Source organism: Staphylococcus sp. Marseille-Q5304, assembly GCF_943737015.1.
Classification (GTDB): Bacteria; Bacillota; Bacilli; order Staphylococcales; family Staphylococcaceae; genus Staphylococcus; species Staphylococcus hsinchuensis.
Genome location: NZ_CALSFP010000001.1, coordinates 90,976 through 117,306, shown reverse-complemented (window position 1 = coordinate 117,306; position 26,331 = coordinate 90,976). Strand labels below are relative to the sequence as shown.

Sequence of the window (26,331 nt, the reverse complement as noted above, 5' to 3'; positions counted from 1 at the left end):
ATTTTTGTTATTATTTTGACTTTTCATCTTGTAATTGCATCATTTGATCTGCTTTATCTGTAAAAATACCATCTACACCCCAATTTTTTAATTGGTTCGCACGTGTTTTTTTGTTAACAGTCCAAACGTTAAGTTGATATCCAGCATCTTTAATCATCTTCACGCGCTTTTCTGTTAAGCGTGCGTCTTCAATATTGACGATTTGAGAGTCACAAAAATCCATAATTGTGCGCCAGTCATCTTTAAAAGCTGCTGTCTTAAATAATACAGCTCTTGGGTATTCCGACATATATTGCTTTGATAAATGTACTAATGGAATATTAAAGCTAGAAATTAATACTTTTAAACTGTTATCAAGTTGTTTAAGTTTTTCAGAAACTTGGCGTACCATTTCTTCGGATAGTTGTGGTCCATTCGGTCCAGAAACGCCTTTTAATTCAACATTCAAATTCATTTTTTTATCATTAGCTAAAGCAATAATATCTTCAAATGTCGGTAGTTTTTCATTTTCAAATTCATCACTAAACCATAAACCTGCTGAACTTTGTTGCATTTGAGACCAGTTTAGCTGTGTAATTTCTCCTACCATATCCGTTGTACGATCTAAATAATCATCATGAATAATGAGTAACCGTTTATCTTTTGTTATTGCTACATCTAATTCTAACCAATTTAATTCTTTTATATCTGCTGCAGCATGAAATGAAGCAAGCGTATTTTCAGGGGCTTTACTCGGTAACCCTCTATGACCATAAACCGTAAACATAACGCCACTCCTTTATAATGAATTTATAGTTATTATGATATGAAACCTCAGATTTTACAACTTATCTAACGTAGATTTACTCGAAATCTTTAAAATAAGCTAATAAAGATTTTCTTGTTTCCGCAATGACAGGTATGGCTATGTTCTTTGCTTTATAACCAATGCCTATCGTACGTGTAGCATCATGGTTTTTTATAGGTATTTGCTTTAAATTAGGAATTTGTATTTCTCTTAAATGCGGTAATATGGACACACCTAAATCTGAACTAATAAATGCAGCGATGGTTATAATTTCATCACCTTCAAAGCTGATTTGAGGCTGTAACTGGTATGATTTTAAAATATCATCTACTTGCTTTCGTAACGAGAAACCTTTTTTCAATAAAATAAAATTTTCATCACGTAATGCATTTATTTCAATTTGATTATAGTTCGAAAATGGATGCGTTTCATTAATCGTAATATACAATTTTTCAGTAATTAACGGTTCAAAGATTGTGTTTGGATCTTTATTAACTAACGACGTTATTACAATATCAGCTTCACCATCGTCTAGCATTTTCAATAATTTATTAGCATGATTTTGAACGAGTTTTAATCGAATATTGGGATATTGTTTTTTAAATGTTTTCAGAAATTCTGACATATAACCTGCTCCAACTGAATGCAAAAAGCCAATTGTGAGTTCACCAGAGTATTCGTCTGTTGCATTTGAAATATTTGTTTGAAAAATAGCCATCTCATCTAAAATATTATTCACCGTTATTAAAAAAGATTTACCATAGTTGCTCAATGTAATCGCTCGTCCTGTACGATGAAATAATGGCACACCGAGTTCCATTTCCAAATGTTTAATCGCTCTACTCAAGGCCGATTGACTGACCATTAATTGTTCAGCTGATAATGACATATTTTCAGTATTCGCAAGATGTTTAAAGTATTCAAGGTGATGCCACTCCATCTTACCCCTCCTTATGTACGAAACGCATAGATATCATGATTATTATGCATTTTTTTAATCCTTAGTTCCATGCTACCATAAAACTAACAATTATAGAGAAGGATGACACAGATGGAATTAGCCAACGAACTTCGCGCAACAAAAGGGACAAAGGCGTATACGCGAATTATTATCGCCTTATTTATTTCAGGTTTCATCATATTTTCAATATTATACAGTGTTCAACCTTTGATACCTCATTTCACGAAAGCGTTCCATGTTAGTGAAACATTATCCAGTTTGGCACTATCAACAACTACGTTAACGCTCGCCATAGCAATGCTCTTTTTCGGAGCGATATCCGAAGTCATTGGTCGTAAACCTGTAATGATATTCTCAGTAATTTCTGTTTCGATACTGGCTTTAATACAAGCATTTGTCACAGATTTTAATGTATTTCTTATTATCAGATTTATACAAGGTATTTGTTTAGCAGGTCTACCTTCGATTGCCATGGCCTACATTGGTGAAGAAATCTCAGTTACGAATTTACCTGAAGCAATGGGCATCTACATTAGTGGTAATGCAGTCGGCGGTGCATTTGGTAGAATATTTACTGCCTATATTTCAAGTATATATGGTTATCAAGTCGGTCTTGGTGCAATTGGTATTATCAGTGTAGTGGCTGCAATACTTTTTATTATTTTAGTGCCAGCTTCAAAGAATTTTGAAAAGCAAAGTTTTTCAATATCTACTTTACTGAAAAGTTATAGCCATCATCTGAAGAATAAACGTCTCTTAAAACCATTTGCGCTAGGTTTTTTATTACTTGGTTGTAATATAGCAGCTTTTAACTATATTGGTTTTGTATTGGGTCACAAACCATACAACATGTCAGAAAGTATGATTAGTTTAATTTATCTATTATTTTTAATTGGCATGATGTCTTCTATTTTAAATGCGAAGTTACGTGCTAAATTAGGCACTTTAAACGCATTAAAATTTTGCATACTTTTATTGATTTTTGGTGTATGGGTGACGATGTTACCATTCCTAATATTTAAAATACTTGGACTCGCATTTTCAGTGTATGCATTTTTCAGTGGACACTCTATCGCGAGCTCTATCGTTGCGACACGTGCAGAACATCATAAAGCTCAAGCATCTAGCCTTTATTTACTATTTTATTACATCGGTTCATCGGTCGGCGGTACATTAGCTGGAGTATTTTATAATTTCATACAATGGCCGGGCGTAGTATTAATGATTACTTTATTTATGGTTTGTGCATTCATTATTGCATTAACTATTAAAAGTGAATAAATCAATTTGTCTTATTAAATAAATTTAAGAGGTTGGAAGTGGGACAGAAATCGAATTTTCTAATAGAGATTTCGTAGTCACAATAGGTGACAAAGAAGCTGAGACAACTATTTTGCCTCAGCCTCAACCTCTCTTTTGATTATTAACTTTTAGCTAAATACATATCATAATCAAATTCCATAATATCATTGGTCATGATCACTTGCGTATTTAAACTATCCTCGAGGTAATCTCGAACTTCATCAATGTCATCTATGTTAGATTGTTCTAAGTGGTTCATTTCAAGGACGATAAACCTTACTGAATTAATAGTCGCATCGACGTGTTTTGTTAACTTTTCAGCAAAAATACTTACACTTTCTTTATACTGGTAATCAGGCATTGCGACTACTCTAGAATAGATAGGATCATTTGAATTATTTCTCAAATAAAACAATGTGTTCCCTCTACTATAGCGAATAATCATAAACATATAACGACACCCTCTATAGATTGATTTACTAATCTATATACATTTTATACCCTTTTTAAACATAAAATTTTCAAATTTTACGCAATTTGTTTACAACAATAGTCTTCAATCTCACTCTTATAAATTATTATCTAATGTGTGTTATAACTTTATATTATATATCAATATATAAAGTATGAGTATTGTTCGTACGACTCTCTATGTATATGAACAAATACAATATAATTAATATAAAGAAAACCAACCCGAAAGAAATTAATCTTTCGGGTTGGTTTTTATTTATATCTTAGACTTAAAACGAATTATACGTTGTTAAGTTGTAATTCACTAGCACTTGCTTGACGTACTTGTCTTAATAACGCTTCGTCTTCGATTAATGATTTACCATATGATGGAATCATTTTTTGAATTTCTGGAGTCCATTTATCCATGTACTCTGGGAAGTTCTTTTCAAGTACTTCTAATGCTACAGAAACTGAAGTAGAAGCCCCTGGTGATTCACCTAATAATGCAATCACTGAATGGTCTTTAGAATTAACGACTTCTGTACCAAATTGGATATAACCTCTACCGTGTTCTTTTGTATCTTTGATAACTTGAACACGTTTACCTGCAACGTGGATATCCCAATCTTCATCTTTAGCATCTGGAACGAATCTACGTAATTCTTTCATGCGATCTTCTTTTTTAGCTAATACTTCTTGAATAGAGTATTTAACTAATGGGAAGTTTTTGAATGCTGAAGATACCATTGTTAACACATTGCTTGGATTGATTGATTTAAATAAGTCCAAGTTAGAGCCGTTTTTCAAGAATTTAGGGCCGATTGCTGCGAACGGACCAAATAATAATGAATTATGGTCTTGAATATAACGTCTATCTAAATGTGGTACTGTCATTGGTGGTGTGCCTGGTGGCTCTTTACCATAAACTTTGGCTTCGTGTTTAGCAACAACTTCTGGGTTGTTACAAACTAGGAATGCACCACTAATTGGGAATCCACCTAAGTGTTTGCTTTCTGGGATACCAGTTTTTTGTAGTAATGGAATTGCATGTCCACCTGCACCGATGAAGATATAATCAGCGATATGGTGTTCAATCTTCTTCGTTCTAAGATCTTTGATTTTAGCTTCCCATTTGCCATCTTTACGACGGTTGAAATCAAGAACTTCGTGTTTATAATACATATCGATGTTATCTTGCTTTGCTAAATTGCTAGCCATCTTTCTAGTTAATTCACCAAAGTTAACATCTGTACCTTCATTGATTTTACTTGCCGCGATTGTTTCGTTAGGATCACGGCCTTCCATCATTAAAGGCATCCATTCTTTAATTTTGTTGTGGTCTTCTGTGTATTCGATTTCTTTGAACATTGGAACAGTTGATAACGCTTCAAAACGTTTCTTCAAGAAGTTCACGTTGCGTGGCCCTTGCACAAAGCTAATATGTGGTAAAGGACGGATAAATTCTTGTGGGTTTTGAATTTGGTTACTCTTTACTAAGTGAGACCAAAATTGTTTAGAAATCTCGAATTCCTCGTTGATTTCTTTTGCTTTTTCTACGTCTACTGAACCATCTTTTTGTTCAACTGTATAGTTCAACTCACATAATGCGGCATGTCCAGTTCCGGCATTATTTCGTTCGTTTGAACTTTCAATTGCGGGTTTTTCTAGTCTTTCAAATAATTTAATATTCCAATCTGGTGCTAAGTCTTTAATAAATGAACCAAATGTCGTACTTAACACTCCGGCGCCGATTAAAATGACGTCTTTAGATTCTGAATTACTCATTATTTACCACCTTTCTATTTTTACTAAGATAGCTATAGCTAATTGATAAATAATAATGACCTTGACGTCTTTATTATAGAAATTCACTATAAGCGTACTATACGTACAATACCCCTTCATAAATATGATAAATCAACGTCATACAATTGTAAAATAGAGATTAATTTCACGCCTAAAATAATTTTCGGCTTACTATAATGTAGTTAGCTTTCCTCTGATTTGATAATAATATTGTCTATTAAACGTGCTTGCGTAAATTTAACCGCTAACGAAATAAATATACTGCCTGAAATATGCGACTGTTCTACAAGTTCTGGATAACTATAAATTGCGACAGTTTCAATATCAGCACTTGTGTGCGCTTTAATATAAGCAGTCGTTTCTGCAATAATCTTATCGCTATTACGTTCGCCATCTTCATATAGTGAGTGCGCTAACTTTAAACTTTGATAAAGATGTGGCGCTTCCGTTCTTTCTTGTTCAGTAAGATAAACATTACGTGAACTTTTAGCTAAACCGTCCGCTTCTCGTATTATATCTATAGGAACGATTTGTACTTGTTGATTAAAGTCATCGACCATTTTTTCTACAATTGCTAATTGTTGAGCATCCTTTTTACCAAAGTACGCACGCTGTGGACGTACAATATTAAATAATTTATTCACAACTGTGACAACGCCATCAAAGTGTCCAGGTCGTTGTTTACCTTCAAGTACAGTCGCCAACTCTCCAGCTTTAACTTCGATTGTTGGTCTTTCCGGATACATTTCTTGTTCACTCGGATAAAATACATAATCGACCCCAACACTTTGAGCTTTTTCAAAATCACTATCGATATCTCTTGGATAGTTGTCTAAATCTTCATTTGGACCAAATTGAAGAGGATTAACAAAGATACTCACTACAGTAATGTCATTTTCGGATGCAGATTGCTTCATCATCTCTAAATGTCCTTCATGTAGTGACCCCATCGTTGGAACAAACCCTATTGATTTACCTTGTTGATGATAACGTTGTGATATTAAAATCATAGTTCGAATGGTAGTAATTAATTCAGTCATTATGATTCCTCACCTAACACTTGTTTTTTATAAGTATGCGCTTCATCTGGAAATGCATTAGCTTTAACTTCTTTATTATATTGAGCAAGTGCATCCACGCCCGATGAAAAATCTCCAAAGCGTTTTACAAATTTAGGCTGATGATCGACACCGTAATTCACAACGTCATGGTAAACTAATACTTGTCCGTCTGTGCCTTTACCTGCACCTATACCGATAACTGGAATCGTTAATTTATGAGCAATTTCCTCTGCTAAATCACTAGGAACAGCCTCTAATACCACCATCACTGCACCTGCTTCTTCAACAGTAATGGCATCGTTAATTAATTGTTGTGCTGCTTCTTTTGTCGAAGCTTGCATTTTGTAGCCCGTGATACCAACTGTTTGTGGCGTTAGGCCTAAATGAGATACGACAGGAATTCCGATATTCGTACAATTTCTAATATGTTCAGTGAGATAGGAGCCTTCCATCTTAATCGCATTTGCTTCTGTCTCTTGATATAACTTAACTGCATATTCAAGATCTTTAGAACTACTAATACCAACTGCACCAAATGGTACATCGACGACTGTAAATGTGTCAGGCGCCCCTCTTTTCACCGCTTTCGCATGATGAATCATATCACTCATCGTTACTTGAACTGTACTCTCATAACCTAGTACCGTCATACCAAGTGAATCTCCGACTAATATAATGTCAATTCCAGCTTCTTGAGCTTGTTTTGCACTCGGATAATCATATGCTGTTAACATTGAAATCTTTTCTTGTTCTTCTTTCATCGTGATGAATTGTTTTATTGTTTTCAATTAAAATCCCACCCATAATTTGTTATATTTTTAATAATATCCATATATTAACAAACTATACATAAAAAGGAATGACAATATGACTCAAATTGCAATTATTGGTCCTGGTGCAGTAGGTAGTACGATTGCTAAAGATTTACAAGAGAAATATAACAACGTCCACTTACTCGGTCGTTCGAATAAACAACTGAACTATCACTCATATGAAACGCCTGATCAAACTTCGACATTACAAGTAACTGCAATCAATGATTTCTCAAAAGTTGTTGATATATTAATCATAGCCGTAAAAATCCCTCAACTTCAGAACGTCTTATCACAAATAAATCATTTAATTGGTTCCCATACTACTATTATTCTCGCTCAAAATGGCTATGGCCAACTAGGTCATATTAAACACCCAAATGTCTATCAAGCTGTCGTATATATAAGTGGTCAGAAACAAGAGAATCACATCACACATTTTCAAGATCATACTCTGATTATGGACAATAATTCACGTACTCAACAGTTATTTGAGATTGCTCAGAATACTAAATTATCTATTGAATTGACCGATCAAATAGAAGAAAAAATTTGGTATAAATTACTCGTTAATTCAGGTATTAATACAATAACTGCTTTGACACAACAACCCGTCAAAGTGATGGAAAAGCCAAATATGAAACAGTTGTGCAATCAATTACTTAACGAAGGCATCTCTATTGCAAAAGCTGAAGGAATAGTGTTGGAACCTTCCACCGTCAGTGACATTATGGATATTTATGAGAGCTATCCTCCTGAAATGGGAACGAGCATGTATTACGATATGTTAGCACAACGACCAACTGAAATTGATGGTATCCAAGGATTCTTATATCAATGTGCACGAAAACATCAACTACACACACCGATACTTGATACTGTTTATACTTTACTGTTGGCCCAACAACCGGAAGAGTAGGATGATAGTCTCTATAGGGAAGTTGAAATACTTATTTGAAGATTGATTTATAGTTTTTGAAACCAACCACATCATTAATTAAAATGAATAAAATTTAATGCTACTATTTAGTAGAGGTGGTTAAAAATGTTTTTAGCAAAATTAGAATGTTATAACTGTAAAAAAGAAATCGACGACAATGAAGACATCATGATTGCCATAAATAATAAGGATTTAAAGGGAATAACAAACGTAAAACAATGGGCAAAGAATCAAAAAGTTTATTGTTCACAGTGTTCTAAAAAATAGTTTTTACCAAACTGATATGTATGTATTACAAAATTTAAAACGTGTAGCTTATAACTGTCGGCAATAAATTCCTCTTATCAGCAGTTTTTTGGGAATGGGACAGAAATCAAATCTTCTAATAGAGATTTCGTAATCCCATCCCAGCAAGGACGACTAGGAGTGGAAAAGCTTGATATAATCGCCTTTTCAATTCAGTCACCTACTGCCTAATTGACAAAGAGTCTGAGACATTTGTTTGGTCTCAGACTCTTTGTTTTACTTTATCCTATTATAGCTTACTCAATAACAGCATTTAAAGCGGCGTTAAATTGTGCTTTAGACACTTCGTTGACGTTTAATTTTTGGCTCTCTAAACGTTGGTCGAATGCTTCTTTACTTTCAAAGATATACGTTAAAGTTTCGTTTAAGTTAGGTAATTCATTCACTTTAGAGAATAAATTGGTCGGTGACGTAACGTTACGATTATGAGCTATTTCCTTATAACCAAGGATAAGCATGTCGTTGTCGAATGCTTTTTGTACGGCACCTACAATTTCTTTGCCTTCATTAATATCTAAAAAGACGTCACATGTCTTATATAGTTTCTGTATTTTATCATTTGTAATCGTTGGATACAGTTTGACATTAGGGTGTTGCTCTAAGTTCATCAACTTAGAAGACATCTCTGTAACTGCAGCTATGTGGAATGTAATATTCGGTGATGTCATAACAATTGTTTCAATATGTTCAATTTGATCCGAATTTGTCATGATTAATGCATTTTCCGAATGTTGGTTTTTCTTGTCATATTTAAACAGATAACCTGATGGGCGTATAAATTTCTTCTCTGAATCTTGTGTATAGTTCATCAACGTTTGATATTCTAAACGGCTTGGCACATTCACTTTAAACTTGCGTCTCATCTCGTTATTAAAAATCATTTTCATATTGCCAGGAATGACACCGTTACTTTGTTCTTGCCAAAACAGAACGTCTTCACCTTTTGTTTCGAGGTTGTATAACACGCCAAATGAAGTCGCAAGTGAATTAATAATAAATCCATCCATTTCGATATTTAATTGCTCAATATAAAACAAAATAAAAGCAACTTCAGAATCAAAGAAATATGTTTGACCTTCCCAATCTAGTACAACATCACGTGTGACGTAATTTTCATAGATAATTTCTTTGCCGTTTCTATCCATATATTTTTTCAAAATAGCTTTACCTTTTTTATCATATACCGTTTGCGCATATTTAATACCTGTTTTTGTATAATGGTCAACAAAACGCACAACTTTGTCTTTATCGTACCATTCAACACGCTGAACAATTCTCGGTTTATCATTAGGGCGATAGCAAATTTTCCCACGTTTTTCGCCTAACTCTTTAATCCACGCTTCATCGTTATTCCCTTCAATTTCCCAAAATCTAGGTACTTCGATTTCGTTAAAAAATCTTGGTTTATCTTGAGGTGAAACGAGATTATGTGCGAAGAATCGATACGGGGACATTACCTCATCAGGTAGAAAGCCGTCATCATGTAGCACAATCGTCGGATTGTTGTGCCCTGCAAGTTGTAATGATTTATATAGCAGTTCAGTTTTAGCATCAAAATAATCAAATAAATTAATCATGGAGCACCTCTTTAATTAGATTTTTCCATTTTTTCACGATTTTAGTAGTTTTAAATGGCTCAGCTATTTCATATGAAGTTTCATGCGACTGCTTTAAACCTTTATTGAAATAGTTAACCATATGTTTAGCTAAACAGTTTACAATGACCTCGTTACTGTCTTCATCTAAATCAATTGGAATTAAATAGCCATTTCCTTTATGACGAATAAATGTTGGATTTCCATAATTTACATCAAATCCAATCATACTCAATCCTGAACCGACCGCTTCCATCAACGTTAAACCAAAGCCTTCACTCGTCGATGCAGAAACAAATAGTTCATAATTTACATAAACATCGTCTAAATTGACGTGACCTAACAATTTAATGTAATCATTGGCGTCATTTTCTTCAATGATACGCGCAATATTACCTTTTTCTCCACCTTCACCATAAATATCAAAGGTAAGTTCCGGAACTTGTTTTTTCGCTTTTATAGCTGCACGCACGAGCCAATCAATATGCTTCTCATTTGCTAAGCGTGAAGCTGTAATCATCGCATAAGGATTACGACGTTTTTTAGATTTTTTCAATTGATCTAAACTGCCAACTGGTATCGTTCGAATGCGAGGAATATAACCGACGTATTGTTCGAACTGTTTACTTAAAATATCGTTTTGTAAATCTGTCGCCGTTATGAAGAAATCAATCTCATGCGCATTTGAAAACTGATATTCATAATAATTATTCCATAGAATATGTTGTTTATTTTGGATGCTCTTACTGAAATGTTCGGCATGTACAACGACACCAATTTTGCTTTGACCTTTATTCTGCAACACTGACTGACCAATCTTAGAAGCTCTATCTAAAATTAAAATATCTTGGTTCGTCAGCTCTAGTTTTTGAATAAAATAACCTACAAATGCTTCTTTACTGTAGAGTTTCGCATCTTTAAAAGCATAAACGCTCGAATCACCATCGATGTATTCATTATAAACAATCGATCCATCTTCGTTATAGAATTGGCGCATGTAAAGTTTCGCTTTATTATCATGCGGAGCGTAATATTCTGAAAAGATCCTCACATAACTGTAAAAATCCTTTCTAATGAGCATGCCATTAACAACAAATTCCGCACGATCTACAATATCTTTCTCCTGATCCTTTAAATAACACGTCACAAACGTCTGTGCATTATTTAAAAATAAACGCTTTATCTTTCCTTTTTGTTCAGTTTTGGTCACTTTATTTCCTAAACTTGCGATGACATCTTCAACCGTATATGTTGTCGGAGCTATCTTCATATCAGAAAAATATTGATACAACCAAATGACTTCATCATCTTTAAATCCAAGATTTTGCGTTAACGTTTGTATATTTTCAGATTGAATAAAGTCTAAAAATATGAATTTCATGTCATGTTTCGTATTCCTCAACAACTTAGCACGGTATGCTTGAGCATATTCAACACCACTACTGGCCCAACCTATACCAAAGTTTATATTATAAATTGTCATCTCAGTACACCTCATAATTATGGGAAATGTATTACTAAATCACCATCATCATAAGTAATAATACTTTGACATAGGTTTTTAACTACATTTCCTTTTATTTTACTTCCCATATATTCAAAAGATTCTAATGCTACTTTATGGTATTCGAAAATCGCATTACGTTGACCATTCTGCCTATTATTCACACTACCCTTTAACTGTTGTAAATTATCAACTTGGTTAATCCAACCACTATCAATCGCTTTTAAGATTGATTTTTGAGTAAATCTTAGATGAAAATAATCATCTTTAAGCTGAGCTTTATTTTCCGATAGCTGTTTGTTAAATTGTTCCATCAAAAATTCTAGAACTTCTGATTTATTTGTAATGTTAATAGTAGAAAGATCACCATCAAATTTAAAACTTATATTTTTATAAATATAGTCTAACAATAATGATTCTGTAATTTGATTGTGTTTTAAAATGAAATCTTCTTTGAATACGTCACGCGCTAATGATTGTAAATTAAAATCATCAACATTTTTCAAAGATAAAACTTTATCTCTTTCTTTATAAACTAAATCTCTTTGAATACTTATGCTTTTTTCATGTTCATTAGCTATTTCTCGCATTGCAACACCTTGTTCTTCTGACACACGTTGTGCTCTCGTCACAACTTTATGAACTCGACGTTGAAACACACGGCTATGTTCTAACTTGGAATTATCCATAGACTGTAACTGTTTATTTTTATTCAGCGCGGTCTCGCCCCATCTTTGCACTAAGAAATCATCTAGTGATATAAAAACTTGCGAAGTTCCTGGGTCACCTTGTCTTCCCGCACGACCTCTTAATTGATTATCTACACGACTATTTTCCATATGTTCACTAATAATAACGGCTAGTCCACCAAGTTCATGCACTTTACGATCTAATTTAATATCGGTACCACGCCCTGCCATACTTGTCGCAACAGTTACAGCAGCTAGTTGTCCTGCTTCAGCAATCATTTGTGCTTCTTTCGCTACGTTTTGTGCGATAAGTAAATTATTCGGAATATCCATTTGGAATAACTGAGTAGAAAAATATTTAGCCACTTCAGCTGTACGCGTTATTAGTAACACGGGGCGTTGTGCTTCATGTAACCTTTTCACTTCTTCGATAATGGCTTTATTTTTAATATTAATATTTAAGAATACGCGATCTTTATAATCTATGCGTTGTATAGGCTTGTCGGTAGGTATTTGGATAACAACTTTAGCGTATAAATCGAAAAATTCTGCTTCGCCCGACTTACCTGTACCAGTCATCCCTGAAAATTCATCAAATTGTTTAAAAAGATTTTGGAATGTAATTGTAGCCATAACACTCAAATCTCTAGATATTTCAACATCTTCTTTCGCTTCTATCGCTTGATGTAATCCGGATTGCAATTTTGTACCTGGCAACATACGACCTGTAATACGATCTATTAATACAACTTCACCATTATTTATAAAATAATCGTAATTCGATTCAAATAGGTGACGTGCACGTAACGCTAAATTAATATTTCGAACTAGATCAAAGTATTTTTCACCATATATATTTTCAACATTGAAATAATCATTCGCTGCTTGGATACCTTTTTCAGTTAGCCATATTTCTTTTTTAGACTTTTTCATTTCAAAGTGTTCATCTTCTACTAATGTGTCAACAAAACCTTTTGTAATATTAAATAAGTTCGATTGCACACGTGGTGCACCTGAAATAACTAAAGGTGTCTGCGCAGCATCTAAAATTATAGAATCCACCTCATCAATAATCCCAAAGTTCAAATCTGGTAAAAATTTGTCATCTATATGATCGGCTAAGTGGTCGATTAAATAATCAAACCCTAAACGACCATTTGTCGTATAAATAATGTCATGATTGAAGATGGCTTTCTTCTCGCCTTTTTTATATTCATAATCAGGGATATCAACAAAACCTAACGCACTCGTTAAACCAAGCCATTCGTATAAAGGTTTCATTTCCAGAAAGTCACGTTTGGCTAAATAATCATTGGTTGTGATTAAAAATGCACCGCGTCCAGTCAATGCATTTAAATACAGTGGCATGGTTGCTGTTAATGTTTTACCTTCACCTGTCTGCATTTCTGCGATATTACCTTCATGTAAAGCGATGGATCCTAATACTTGTACTTCTTTCGGGTACATGCCTAACACACGTCTGCTCGCTTCACGTGCAACTGCATACGCCTCGGGTAATAGTTGGTTCAAGGTTACTTTTCCATCCTTGAGTCTTTGTTTAAAGTCACTTGTTTTTTGTTGAAGTGCTTCGTCAGTGAATGACTCAAATTTCGTGCTATATTCATTGATTTTACGTAAAGTCTTTTCTAAACGGCTTAATCTCATTGAATTAATTATTGAATCTATTTTTTGTTTCATTGGTACCTCCGTTTTTTACAGTACGTATATCAAGATATTCCAAATAACGCGTTTTATTTAATACAGGTTGCATGACCTCCATACCATGTGGTCGATGTGTTTCCGTATCAAAGTATACATATGGTTTTGTGATTGGATGGGATTGATTATTTTCACCTATGACTTCAGATAATTTTTTGGCAAACGAAGTATTTTGATGGAATGTTATAAAAGGTTGACCCTCTATTATATGACTCATGGCTTTAGAAAATTCATTTGATAAAGGGCCATAACCAATTAAATTCAACTCGCAATCAGAATAATTCTGAGTGAGATGCTGCTTTATCATAGACATTCCGTCCGTTAACTTTCCGTTATACCAACCTTTAATAAGTAACACGTTTTCAAACTTACGTATAGCTTCTGAAGATACAGTCGTTTGTTGTTGCGTAGTAGGTTCCACAAAGATTATATTTAACATTTGATGTGCTTCATTTTTGTTTAATAACTCACCTATTTGTACAGTATTTATCTGTTCATTCACTTCACAGATTGTAAGCTTTTTAAATTTGAGTGATTGTGACGCAGCATTGATCATTTGTAATTTATACGTATGTGCATCTTTAGGATAATAAATCTCTATATCAAGGTCGTTAATAATTTTTGTATCGATGACAGACCCATTTTTCTTATAAAAAATCAATTTAAAATAAATACTATTTTCAGGTATTACTGTGTAATCAAAGTTAAAATGATACGTGCAACCCTTTTTTAATATGGGTAAAGATGGGATTGCTTTATCTTTACTAAAAATAGTAAACATCGTCCACTCTTGCATAATGATACCTGAAGGCATCAAATGATTTTCAAAAAGCGTATAATCATCCTTAAATTTGAACGTAGTACCATACATAAATGTAGTAGTATCGACTTGGTTCCATGTTACTTCAATATTATTACTCACTTTCATTTTTAACTCTCCCAAATTCTGTTTCCAATATGATTCGGTAAAAATTCAAAAACCAATTTACGATTGTAGGTGAATCATCATTGTGTCGACCAGGAATACCTCTACTCATTACCCTAGCCTGTTGTTGCGTCAAGTGAGGAAGTAAATCTGGAAAGGCTGTCGCATCGTAGTCATCGTGTTCCATATATGCGATACCAAATGTAATATTTGAGACATCGCTTTGTTTCAACACATTCCAAAATCTATTATTTAAATTTGAAATAGCACGCGCCGAATTATCCTGTTCATTAACCATTAAGACGTCTAGAGATGTTCCAAAATCCTCTGGTCTCAACAAGCGCATATTATCTGCGATTGTACCAACGTTTATGAGTGGCTTACCTATAATAACACCGCTCGGATTCATCTGTGCGCCATAATACAATGCACCAAACGATCCCATCGATAAACCAGATAAGATAAGCTCATCATCCTTAAAGTTTAAATAGTTCAATTTATCTGTAATTACATCTTGTATTGCTTGTTCATATGATTCCGAACCTAAATAAAACGCACCACCTTCAATACGTGGGTCACTAATTAATAAAAATGGTGCATCAAAACCTTTCATTAAGAAATACGCCTCGAAGCCTTCTAATGAACGGTACCCACTAAAATAAACATTTAGCGGTGGTTTCATATCTCCTGGGTTGAAATAATAAAAGAACTCTTCTCTTGAATTATCAGTATATCGTTGACCACCGAAGAGAAATTGACCCATATCTTTTCGTGACCAGCGCTTGTGTATTGCTCCGATAGAAACCTTACCGTTACCACGGGCTTTCAAGCTCACACTCGCATAAACATCGTAGGGTTTCCTAAGTATTTCAAAAGGTTGTTCGAGTTCGTCTTGTTTAAGTACGTATGTCTCTTCAAACGTATCGACCGTGCCACTTTTAATCAATCTAAAGGTGAATTCTATTTCAACATCGCCTTCTGTCTTAAATTCAGGCCAAATTTGTGTGCCTTTGTTTTTGTCACAAACGATACTGTTCTTCCATGAAATTACTGGTGATTTCATTTGACCGAAATCCCCATCCAACACGATATACTTATTTCCGTTAAAAGTAACATCTCCTGTAAACTGAGGATGAACAACACAATGCATTGGATATAATTTATCTCCATATTGTCCTGAATATGATACAGCTTGCAGTTTCTCGATCATTTCTTCTTGTGAATCATATATGAGCGGACGAATCATTTGGCTTCTAACGATATCTGATTGTTGAAATGCCTCACTCCAAAAGTTCTGATCAATATATGTGTTATAAGGTGTACTAATGATCTCAAATACTTCTATTAATTGTTGAGAAAATGGCGCTTGTACAAAGACGAAATCAAATTTACCACGTTCTTCAATTACATCTTCAATTGCTTCGATATAACCACTATCAAAATTAAATAGCGAAACATCAAAGTAATCCCAAATAACACCCTTCTCATTTTCAAAGTAAGTTTCTAAATCAGCACCACCTATTTGCAATGCTTTAAATTTACGTTTCATTTATTTCACCTTCAAACCACTGATTTAAGCGCTGAATAATATTTTTAGAGGCGAATGTGTCCACCAATTTAATCGAATATGCATAGGAATAATTCCAGTGTTTTAAATGACTTAAAAAGTAATCTAATCCTTGATTTATATCTTCTACGCTATTTAATACCAAACCATTGACTTCATGATTCACATAGTCCGTGGTACGCATATTGATTTGCGGTAATCCGGCACTAATACTACATATCTGTAAAAATAAATCAGGTTCATTATTTAAATCCACAATAATTCTTAAAGTTGAAATGGCCTCAATTAAATCACTTTCAAACGGCACATATTTCACTTGAATAATTTCTACATAATCTTCCTCTTCAGCAAGCAACAGTTCTGCACCATCTGGATCAACACCTAAACTATTATGCTGATCATTTATCGCCTGAACTTGTTCACTCAACCATGTGGGTAGTTTACTTTTTTCTTTTTCTGTCAGTAACACTAATCGCAACTGGTCTTCCTGTTGCATATAAGACACTATTTGAGAAAATGCTTGTTTCAAACGTGCTTCATCTAACCCATCTACCCAAAGCCCGATATACGTTTCATATAACTGACTACTAATATTTGGCAATACTTCTGTATCAAATGGCGTAATACGCATAATATGAGTATCTAAATGATGTTCATTTTTATAATTTTTCAAAGTTTCTTCATTATCTAACATATCGACTAACCAATATGAACTTTGTTCAATTGTCTTTAACTGTTCGTTAGTTAGTGGCAAATTCCTATTTTTAAAAATTGAAAAACAAAGTGCATAGGATTTAAATATTTGAGAAAGCATCTGATTATGTCTCGTATCTGCTGCGATAATAATATTGTCACTTTGCTTCATATGCATGGCCTCATACGATTCAACTTTCTCCGTTAGCAAGGTCTCCATACTTTCATAATGCTGCTGGTTGAACCGTTGTTTATATTTATCACTAACTGTGACCGAACCGTTTATAAGATGTAATGTTAAAATAGTGTCACCGTCACTTGTCATAAATTCTTGAGTCATCGCTGTGCCATTTTCATCAAAAAATAAAATAGTAGATAAAAAGCCACGATCATCAAAAATATAACGCTTTGTTCTCTGTTGTTGTTCGAAATCTTCAATCCAAATCATATAGCCATATGGGTTAAAATAAATATTTGAATATGTTGATTCACTTGTCACCGCTCTAATTAGATACGGTGAATAGATAAATTCAGTTCCATCAGGCCAATTTAATTCACTATAATCAATCGGTTGTGGAGTCTTATGTGTAAAACCTTGAATGTCATCAAACAACGACCAATAATTCGTTTCGTATAAATCATGCGTATGTAAAAATAACCTTAAATCAGGGTAATAATTTAATATTAATAATTTAAAGTCTTCCTTACTTTTTACATGCATATTCATTAAACTAATCGCATCATCAAACTCTTTAACTAACCGTCTACTATAAAATGGTGCAGTCTTATCTTCCCACCAGTTTCCATTATTATACCAAGCTGGAATAAAATACCTCATTGTTAACTCCTTACCAATACTTATTCAATATATCTTTATATTTATCGAAATATAGATATGTTCTAATTGTTTCAGTAATATTAATTCCTATATAAACTAAAATAATTAATTGGATTGCAAAATAAATCTGTTGCGCAAGTTGTGGAATAAGTAATGTGCTATATAAAGGTATACCAATAATCAAAGCAACCACTATAGACCCAAACCAACATAAATTTTTAGCTTTTCGATTTAAGAACTGTTCTGTTTCTTTACCAGGTTTCACCCCAATAAAATAATTACCATTTTTTAAAAATTCTTTTGATTTATTTTTAGTATTTAATAAAAATCGTGATAAAAAGTATCCAAGAATGATTTGTATCAAAATGTACAGCGTGATACCAATAGGATTACTAAAACTTAAAACCTTTAAATTTATATCTGCGTCAGGTATTACCGTATTTAATATCAAACCTACGATGTTACTTAATAAAACAAATACAGAAATACTAATCATAATCGTTATACTTCCTGCAGGATTAACCTTCCAAGCTAAATATTTTTTTATATCATCATTTGAAAAATTCATAATATCCCGATACTTCAGTCGATATTCGATTAATTCCATATAGAGGAGAATGAATAACGCCATTGCTATAACTACTATTATTAAGATGAGGACGATTGTACTCGTGTGCAAACTAGCTAACTTTTGATGGAATAATGATTTCACAATACTCATTAATACGATTGGCATAGGACCTGCAATGCCATATCTTACATTCTGATCAGCTAACCATACTAACAACATCGTTCCTGTTATTAATATTAGGAGTAAGATATACGTATTTTCCGTATCAATCTTGCCTTTACTTACATATTCATTAACTACAAAATATGCCTGTGCAATAGCCAAAATGATTGTCCATAATTTCTCTTTATAATGTCTTTCTGAGCGTGTTTGACGTGATGCCTTATCTACGTCTCTATATGCAAGTAAACTTCTAATAATCATGGCAGTTAACCATGGCCCTAATCCTAATGTGAAAATATTTAATGTATTTAAATCTCCACCTGTGTTTGCTACTGCTATTTTGTAGAAACTGTGTGAGTCATGTTGTGTAGTTTCTTGAGCAACTATTGAAATATTACTGCCAAGAATATAAATAATAAGTATCAAAGAAGTAAATAACATTCTTTTATACATTACTTTATATTCGATTTGCTTAAAAAACGTCTTCGTAAAATTATTATTCACAATATTCCTCTTTTTCTAATTATTATATCAAAGAGGCTAATAACATTGATCATTTGATTAATAAATTTAACTTTATAATCTTTAAATGAACGTTGCCTTAGCCTCTTTGTTAGTTATTAACTATTATATAATTTTATGCTTTATCTATGTTGATTTTTTTTATTTTTTTTAGATCTTCTTAATAAACCTAAACCTGCAAGCATAGTTAAAGCTGCTCCAATTAAACCATTTCTCTCATTTGAGTCTTTACCCGTATCTGGTAATTTTACTGATTTATTGTGTTCTTTATCTATATTTGTATTTCCAACAGTATTTTGTGCACTTTCTGATTGATGCATTGATGTGCTTGATGAATCAGATGACGAAGTACTTTGTGCTGTCGATGTACTTGCTGAATCACTAACTGAAGTACTCATTGATGTTGAAGTACTTGCTGAGTCAGATTCTGACGTACTTAGTGATGTTGAGGCACTTGCCGAGTCACTTTCTGATGTACTCATTGATGTTGATGTGCTTACTGAGTCGCTTTCTGATGCATTCACTGATGTTGACGTGCTCGCTGAATCAGATACTGACGTGCTTAGTGATGTTGATGCACTTGCTGAATCACTTTCCGATGCACTCATTGATGTTGATGTTCTTGCTGAATCAGATTCTGATGTGCTCATTGATGCTGATGCACTTGCTGAATCACTTTCTGAAGTACTTAGTGATGTTGAAGTGCTTGCTGAATCACTTTCGGATGCGCTCACTGATGTTGATGTGCTTGCTGAGTCACTCATTGATGTTGAAGCACTTGTTGAGTCAGATTCTGATGTACTTAATGACGTTGATGCACTTGCTGAATCACTTTCTGATGTGCTCACTGATGTTGACGTGCTCGCTGAATCAGATACTGACGTGCTTAGTGATATTGAAGCACTCGCTGAGTCAGATACTGATGTGCTTAATGACATTGACGCGCTTGCTGAATCACTTTCTGATGTGCTCATTGATGCTGATGCACTTGCTGAATCAGATTCTGACGTACTTAGTGATGTCGATGTACTTGCTGAATCACTTTCTGATGTGCTCATTGATGTTGACGTGCTCGCAGAGTCACTTTCTGACGCGCTCATTGATGTTGATGTACTTGTTGAGTCACTTGAAGACACACTCACTGATGTTGAAGTACTTGCTGAATCAGATTCTGACGTACTTAGTGATGTTGACGCACTTGCCGAGTCACTTTCGGATGTACTCATTGACGTTGAAGTACTTTCTGATTCACTATCTGAAGTACTTAATGACGTTGAATCACTTTCCGAATCAGATTCTGACGCACTCATTGATGCCGATGTACTTGCCTCTTCAGATACTGAAGTGCTTAACGATGTTGACATACTTGTTGAATCAGATGCTGACGCACTTTCGGATGTTGATGCGCTTGCTGAATCTGATTCTGATGTACTCATTGATGTTGACTCACTCGCTGAGTCGCTTTCTGATGTACTCATTGATGTTGACGTACTCGCTGAGTCGCTTTCTGATGCGCTCATTGATGTTGAAGTACTTGCTGAGTCACTTTCGGATGCACTCACTGATGTTGATGTGCTTGAGGAATCACTCACTGAAGTACTCATTGATGTTGAGGCACTTGTTGAATCTGATTCTGATGTGCTCATTGATGTTGATGTACTTGTTGAGTCACTTTCCGATGCACTCACTGATGTTGATGCGCTTGCTGATTCAGATACTGACGTACTTAGTGATGTTGACTCACTCGCTGAATCACTTTCCGATATACTCATTGACGTTGATGTGCTTGCTGAATCACTTTCTGAAGTACTTAATGACATTGACTCACTTGCCGAACCAGATTCTAACGCACTTAATGATGTTGATGCGCTTGCTGAATCACTTGAAGACACACTCATTGATGTTGATGTGCTTGCTGAATCTGATTCTGATGTACTTAGTGATGTTGACGCACTTGCCGAGTCACTTTCGGATGTACTCATTGACGTTGAAGTACTTTCTGATTCACTATCTGAAGTACTTAATGACGTTGAATCACTTTCCGAATCAGATTCTGACGCACTCATTGATGCCGATGTACTTGCCTCTTCAGATACTGAAGTGCTTAACGATGTTGACATACTTGTTGAATCAGATGCTGACGCACTTTCGGATGTTGATGCGCTTGCTGAATCAGATTCTGATGTACTCATTGATGTTGACGTACTCGCTGAGTCGCTTTCTGATGCGCTCATTGATGTTGAGGCACTCGCTGAATCAGATACTGACGTACTTAGTGATGTCGATGTACTTGCTGAATCACTTTCAGAAGTACTTAATGATGTTGACGTGCTTGCTGATTCACTATCTGACGCGCTCATTGATGTTGACGCACTAGCTGAGTCGCTTTCTGATGCGCTCATTGATGTTGATGTACTTGCTGAGTCGCTTTCGGACACACTCATTGATGTTGAAGCACTTGCTGAATCTGATTCTGACGTGCTTAGTGATGTTGATGCGCTTGCTGAATCAGATTCTGACGTGCTTAATGATGTCGATGTGCTTGCCGAATCACTTGCTGACGCACTCACTGATGTTGACTCACTCGCTGAGTCACTTCCTGACGCACTTAATGATGTCGATGTACTTGCCGAATCACTTTCCGATGCACTCACTGATGTTGAGGCACTCGCTGAATCAGATGACGAAGTACTTAGTGATGTTGACGCGCTCGCTGAATCGCTTTCCGATGCACTCACTGATGTTGAGGCACTTGTTGAATCTGAAACTGAAGTACTTAATGATGTTGAAGCACTTGTTGAATCACTTTCGGATGCACTCATTGATGTTGAAGTACTTGCTGAATCAGATACTGACGTACTTAGTGATGTTGACTCGCTCACTGAACCTGATGTACTTAATGATGTTGACGTGCTTGCTGATTCGCTTTCTGACGTACTCACTGATGTTGACTCACTTGCCGAATCACTTTCGGATGCGCTTAATGACGTTGATGTGCTTGTCGAATCAGATACTGAAGTACTTAGTGATGTTGACTCACTCACTGAATTACTTGCTGATGTGCTCATGGATGTTGATGCGCTCACTGAGTCACTTTCTGACTCACTCATTGATGTTGATGTACTTGCCGAATCACTTTCCGATGCACTTACTGACGTTGATTCGCTTGTTGAATCAGATACTGACGTGCTCATTGACGTTGAGGCACTTGTTGAATCGCTTTCTGACGCGCTCAATGATGTTGAAGTACTTGCTGAGTTACTCACTGAAGTACTTAGTGATGTCGATGTACTTGCTGAATCTGATTCTGAGGTACTCATTGATGTTGACGCGCTCGCTGAATCGCTTTCTGACGTACTTAATGATGTTGATGTACTTGCCGAATCAGATTCTGATGTGCTCATTGATGTTGACGCACTAGCTGAGTCGCTTTCTGATGCACTCACTGATGTTGAAGCACTTGTTGAGTCGCTTTTTGATCCACTTAATGACGTTGATGCGCTTGCTGAATCACTTTCTGATGTACTCACTGAAGTACTCATTGATGCTGATGTACTTGCTGATTCACTTTCTGATGTACTCATTGATGTTGACGCACTTGCTGATTCACTTTCTGACGTACTTAGTGATGTTGAAGTGCTTGCTGAATCAGATTCTGATGTACTCATTGACGTTGAAGTGCTTGCTGATTCACTTTCTGAAGTACTTAATGACGTTGAAGCACTTTCCGAATCAGATGCTGACGCACTCATTGATGCCGATGTACTTGCCTCTTCAGATACTGAAGTGCTTAATGATGTCGACTCACTCACTGAATCACTTTCTGAATCACTTTCTGATCCACTTAATGACGTTGAAGCACTTGATGAGTCAGATACCGACGTACTTAACGATGTCGATGCACTCGCTGAATCCGATTCTGACGCGCTCATTGATGTTGATACACTTGCTGAGTCGCTTTCCGATGTGCTCATTGATGTTGAAGTACTTGCCGAATCGCTTTCGGATGTGCTCACTGATGTTGAAGCACTTGCTGAATCAGATACCGAAGTACTTAGTGATGTTGAGGCACTCGCAGAATCACTTTCTGACGCGCTCACTGATGTTGATGTGCTTGCTGAGTCTGATTCTGACGCGCTCATTGATGTTGATACACTTGTTGAGTTACTTTCCGATGCACTTACTGACGTTGATGTGCTTGCTGAATCACTTTCTGACGTACTTAGTGAAGTCGAAGCACTCACTGAGTCTGATTCGGATGCACTCATTGATGTTGAAGTACTTGCTGAGTCACTTTCCGATGTGCTCACTGATGTTGATCCACTCGCTGAATCACTTTCTGATCCACTTACTGATGTTGACGCGCTCACTGAATCACTTTCGGATGTACTCACTGATGCAGAAGCACTTGTTGAGTCAGATTCTGATGTACTTAATGACGTTGATGCGCTTGCTGAATCACTTTCGGACGCGCTCATTGATGTTGAAGTACTTGCTGAGTCGCTTTCCGATGCACTCAATGACGTTGAAGCACTCGCTGAGTCACTTTCCGATACACTCATTGATGTTGACATGCTTGTTGAGTCGCTTTCCGATGCACTCAATGACGTTGATTCGCTCGCTGAGTCAGATTCTGATGTGCTTACTGATGTTGAAGTACTTGCTGATCCACTAACTGACGTGCTCATTGATGTTGATTCACTCGCTGAATCAGATACTGACGTACTTAGTGATGTCGATGCACTTTCTGAATCACTTTCCGATGCACTCAATGATGTTGAAGCACTTGCTGAGTCACTTTCTGATGCGCTCACTGATGTTGAGGCACTTGCTGAGTCGCTTTCCGATGCGCTCACTGATGTTGATGTGCTTGCTGAATCACTTTCTGATGTGCTTAATGACATTGACTCGCTCGCTGAATCACTTTCTGACGCGCTCATTGATGTTGAGGCACTTGCCGAATCACTTTCAGATGTACTTAATGACGCTGATTCACTCGCTGAATCAGATACTGAAGCACTTAGTGATGTCGATGCACTCGCTGAGTCACTTTCAGATGTACTTAATGATGTCGACCCACTTGCTGAATCAGATACTGACGTACTTAATGACATTGAAGCACTTGTTGAGTCAGATACTGATGTGCTTAACGATGTTGACGCGCTTGTTGAATCACTTTCTGATCCACTTACTGATGTTGACGTGCTTGCTGAATCACTTTCTGAAGTACTCATTGATGTTGATGTACTTGCCGAATCGCTTTCGGATGCACTTAATGATGTTGATGCGCTCGCTGAATCACTTTCTGACGCACTCACTGATGTTGAGGCACTCGCTGAATCACTTTCTGATGTACTTAATGACGTTGATGCACTCACTGAATCGCTTTCTGATGCGCTCACTGACGTTGAAGTACTCGCTGAATCACTTTCTGATGTACTCACTGATGTTGAAGTACTCGCTGAATCACTTTCTGATGTACTCACTGATGTTGATGTACTTGCCGAATCGCTTTCGGATGCACTTAATGATGTTGATGCGCTCGCTGAATCACTTTCTGATGTACTCACTGATGTTGAAGCACTTGCTGAATCACTTTCTGATCCACTTACTGATGTTGAAGTACTTGTTGAATCTGATTCTGATGCGCTCATTGATGTTGAAGTACTCGCTGAATCGCTTTCTGATAAGCTCACTGATGTTGAAGCACTTGTTGATTCACTATCCGATGCACTTACTGACGTTGAAGCACTTGCTGAATCACTTTCCGATGCACTCGCTGAGTCACTTTCAGAAGTACTTAATGATGTTGATGCGCTCGCTGAATCACTTTCGGACGTACTCACTGATGTTGATGTACTTGCTGAGTCACTTTCAGAAGTACTTAATGACGTTGACGTGCTCGCTGAATCAGATACCGAAGTACTTAGTGATGTTGAAGTACTTGCTGAGTCGCTTTCTGACGCACTCATTGACGTTGACTCACTCGCTGAGTCACTTTCGGATGTGCTCATTGATGTTGATTCACTCGCTGAATCAGATACTGAAGTACTTAGTGATGTCGATGCACTTGCTGAGTCACTTTCAGAAGTACTTAATGATGTTGACGCGCTCGCTGAATCACTTTCGGATACGCTCATTGATGTTGAAGTGCTCGCTGAGTCACTTTCCGATGCGCTCACTGACGTTGACGCACTCACTGATTCACTTTCCGATGCACTCACTGATGTTGAAGCACTTGCTGAGTCACTTTCTGAAGTACTTAATGACGTTGACTCACTCGCTGAATCACTTTCTGATGCACTCATTGATGTTGAGGCACTCGCTGAGTCACTTTCTGACGTGCTCATTGATGTTGAGGCACTTGCTGAATCGCTTTCCGATGCGCTCATTGACGTTGACTCACTCGCTGAATCACTTTCTGATGTACTTAATGACGCTGATTCACTCGCTGAGTCACTTTCTGAGGCACTCATTGACGTTGAAGCACTCGCTGATTCACTTTCTGAGGCACTCACTGATGTTGATGTACTTGCCGAATCGCTTTCGGATGTGCTTAGTGATGTCGATGTACTTGATGAATCACTTTCGGATACACTCATTGATGTTGAGGCACTCGCTGAATCAGATTCTGAAGTACTCATTGACGTTGACTCGCTCGCTGAATCGCTTTCTGACGCACTCACTGATGTTGAGGCACTTGCCGAGTCACTTTCAGATGCGCTCATTGATGTTGATGTACTTGCTGAGTCACTTTCTGACGCACTCACTGATGTTGAAGTACTCGCTGATTCACTTTCAGATGCGCTTACTGACGTTGAAGTACTCGCTGATTCACTTTCAGATGTACTTAATGACGCTGATTCACTCGCTGAATCGCTTTCTGATGCACTCACTGACGTTGACGCGCTCGCTGAGTCACTTTCAGATGTGCTCACTGATGTTGAAGCACTTGCTGAGTCACTTTCGGATGCGCTCACTGATGTTGAAGCACTTGCTGAGTCACTTTCGGATGCGCTTAAAGAATTCGAATTTGATTCTGACGTGCTCAGTGATTCTGATCTTTCTGAATCGCTAAGTGAGACAGATGTGCTCGCTGATGTACTTATTGAATT

16 protein-coding genes and 1 pseudogene are annotated in these 26,331 nt (G+C 36.0%); 3 read left to right on the top strand and 14 right to left on the bottom strand.

Annotation, left to right across the window (positions count from 1 at the left end):
* Positions 1 to 10 precede the first annotated feature (10 nt).
* Complete coding sequence (locus NGI30_RS00535) at positions 11 to 766, bottom strand: glycerophosphoryl diester phosphodiesterase (RefSeq protein WP_251517162.1); 756 nt, start codon at positions 764 to 766, stop codon at positions 11 to 13.
* Between the two features lie 76 nt (positions 767 to 842).
* A complete protein-coding gene (locus NGI30_RS00530) occupies positions 843 to 1,727 on the bottom strand; it encodes a LysR family transcriptional regulator (RefSeq protein WP_251942416.1) in 885 nt (294 codons plus the stop codon).
* A gap of 111 nt (positions 1,728 to 1,838) precedes the next feature.
* On the opposite strand from NGI30_RS00530, the gene NGI30_RS00525 reads away from it, so the two are divergent.
* Complete coding sequence (locus tag NGI30_RS00525) at positions 1,839 to 3,029, top strand: MFS transporter (RefSeq protein WP_251942415.1); 1,191 nt, start codon at positions 1,839 to 1,841, stop codon at positions 3,027 to 3,029.
* A gap of 142 nt (positions 3,030 to 3,171) precedes the next feature.
* Here the strand turns inward: NGI30_RS00525 and NGI30_RS00520 are convergent, their stop codons facing one another.
* The 4 genes and pseudogenes from NGI30_RS00520 to panB all read right to left on the bottom strand — a co-directional run bounded on the left by NGI30_RS00520 (position 3,172) and on the right by panB (position 7,161).
* Positions 3,172 to 3,501, bottom strand: a complete 330-nt coding sequence (locus tag NGI30_RS00520; RefSeq protein ID WP_251517154.1) for a hypothetical protein — start codon at positions 3,499 to 3,501, stop codon at positions 3,172 to 3,174.
* A 302-nt stretch (positions 3,502 to 3,803) separates the two neighbouring features.
* Positions 3,804 to 5,291 carry a malate dehydrogenase (quinone) gene (gene mqo, locus NGI30_RS00515; protein ID WP_251517152.1) on the bottom strand — a complete coding sequence of 496 codons (1,488 nt, stop codon included), beginning with the start codon at positions 5,289 to 5,291 and terminating at the stop codon, positions 3,804 to 3,806.
* A 203-nt stretch (positions 5,292 to 5,494) separates the two neighbouring features.
* Complete coding sequence (gene panC, locus NGI30_RS00510; RefSeq protein WP_251942414.1) at positions 5,495 to 6,352, bottom strand: pantoate--beta-alanine ligase; 858 nt, start codon at positions 6,350 to 6,352, stop codon at positions 5,495 to 5,497.
* A pseudogene (gene panB / locus NGI30_RS00505) lies at positions 6,345 to 7,161 on the bottom strand (3-methyl-2-oxobutanoate hydroxymethyltransferase). Before panB ends, panC begins: the two are co-directional and overlap by 8 nt.
* A 79-nt stretch (positions 7,162 to 7,240) precedes the next feature.
* On the opposite strand from panB, the gene NGI30_RS00500 reads away from it, so the two are divergent.
* Together NGI30_RS00500 and NGI30_RS00495 are read left to right on the top strand one after the other, a co-directional pair.
* The gene (locus tag NGI30_RS00500) at positions 7,241 to 8,104 is read left to right on the top strand and encodes an oxidoreductase (protein ID WP_251517146.1); all 864 of its coding nucleotides are present in this window, start codon (positions 7,241 to 7,243) and stop codon (positions 8,102 to 8,104) included.
* A gap of 126 nt (positions 8,105 to 8,230) precedes the next feature.
* Complete coding sequence (locus NGI30_RS00495; RefSeq protein WP_251517145.1) at positions 8,231 to 8,392, top strand: hypothetical protein; 162 nt, start codon at positions 8,231 to 8,233, stop codon at positions 8,390 to 8,392.
* 275 nt (positions 8,393 to 8,667) lie between these two features.
* Here the strand turns inward: NGI30_RS00495 and gtfB are convergent, their stop codons facing one another.
* The 8 genes from gtfB to NGI30_RS11495 all read right to left on the bottom strand — a co-directional run bounded on the left by gtfB (position 8,668) and on the right by NGI30_RS11495 (position 25,818).
* Complete coding sequence (gene gtfB, locus NGI30_RS00490) at positions 8,668 to 10,008, bottom strand: accessory Sec system glycosylation chaperone GtfB (RefSeq protein ID WP_251517143.1); 1,341 nt, start codon at positions 10,006 to 10,008, stop codon at positions 8,668 to 8,670.
* Positions 10,001 to 11,509, bottom strand: a complete 1,509-nt coding sequence (gene gtfA / locus NGI30_RS00485) for an accessory Sec system glycosyltransferase GtfA (RefSeq protein WP_251942413.1) — start codon at positions 11,507 to 11,509, stop codon at positions 10,001 to 10,003. The genes gtfB and gtfA overlap by 8 nt, the downstream gene beginning before the upstream one ends.
* A 17-nt stretch (positions 11,510 to 11,526) precedes the next feature.
* Positions 11,527 to 13,917: an accessory Sec system translocase SecA2 gene (secA2, locus tag NGI30_RS00480; protein ID WP_251942412.1), complete on the bottom strand. Its 2,391-nt coding sequence runs from the start codon at positions 13,915 to 13,917 to the stop codon at positions 11,527 to 11,529.
* Complete coding sequence (gene asp3 / locus NGI30_RS00475; protein ID WP_251942411.1) at positions 13,889 to 14,866, bottom strand: accessory Sec system protein Asp3; 978 nt, start codon at positions 14,864 to 14,866, stop codon at positions 13,889 to 13,891. The genes secA2 and asp3 overlap by 29 nt, the downstream gene beginning before the upstream one ends.
* Positions 14,853 to 16,412: an accessory Sec system protein Asp2 gene (gene asp2, locus NGI30_RS00470; RefSeq protein ID WP_251942410.1), complete on the bottom strand. Its 1,560-nt coding sequence runs from the start codon at positions 16,410 to 16,412 to the stop codon at positions 14,853 to 14,855. Before asp2 ends, asp3 begins: the two co-directional genes overlap by 14 nt.
* Positions 16,402 to 17,961 (bottom strand): accessory Sec system protein Asp1, encoded by a 1,560-nt coding sequence (gene asp1, locus NGI30_RS00465; RefSeq protein ID WP_251942409.1) that lies wholly within the window; start codon positions 17,959 to 17,961, stop codon positions 16,402 to 16,404. The genes asp2 and asp1 overlap by 11 nt, the downstream gene beginning before the upstream one ends.
* Before the next feature lie 10 nt (positions 17,962 to 17,971).
* The gene (gene secY2, locus NGI30_RS00460; protein WP_285813481.1) at positions 17,972 to 19,198 is read right to left on the bottom strand and encodes an accessory Sec system protein translocase subunit SecY2; all 1,227 of its coding nucleotides are present in this window, start codon (positions 19,196 to 19,198) and stop codon (positions 17,972 to 17,974) included.
* A gap of 140 nt (positions 19,199 to 19,338) precedes the next feature.
* A complete protein-coding gene (locus NGI30_RS11495) occupies positions 19,339 to 25,818 on the bottom strand; it encodes an LPXTG cell wall anchor domain-containing protein (RefSeq protein ID WP_502960383.1) in 6,480 nt (2,159 codons plus the stop codon).
* Positions 25,819 to 26,331 lie beyond the last annotated feature (513 nt).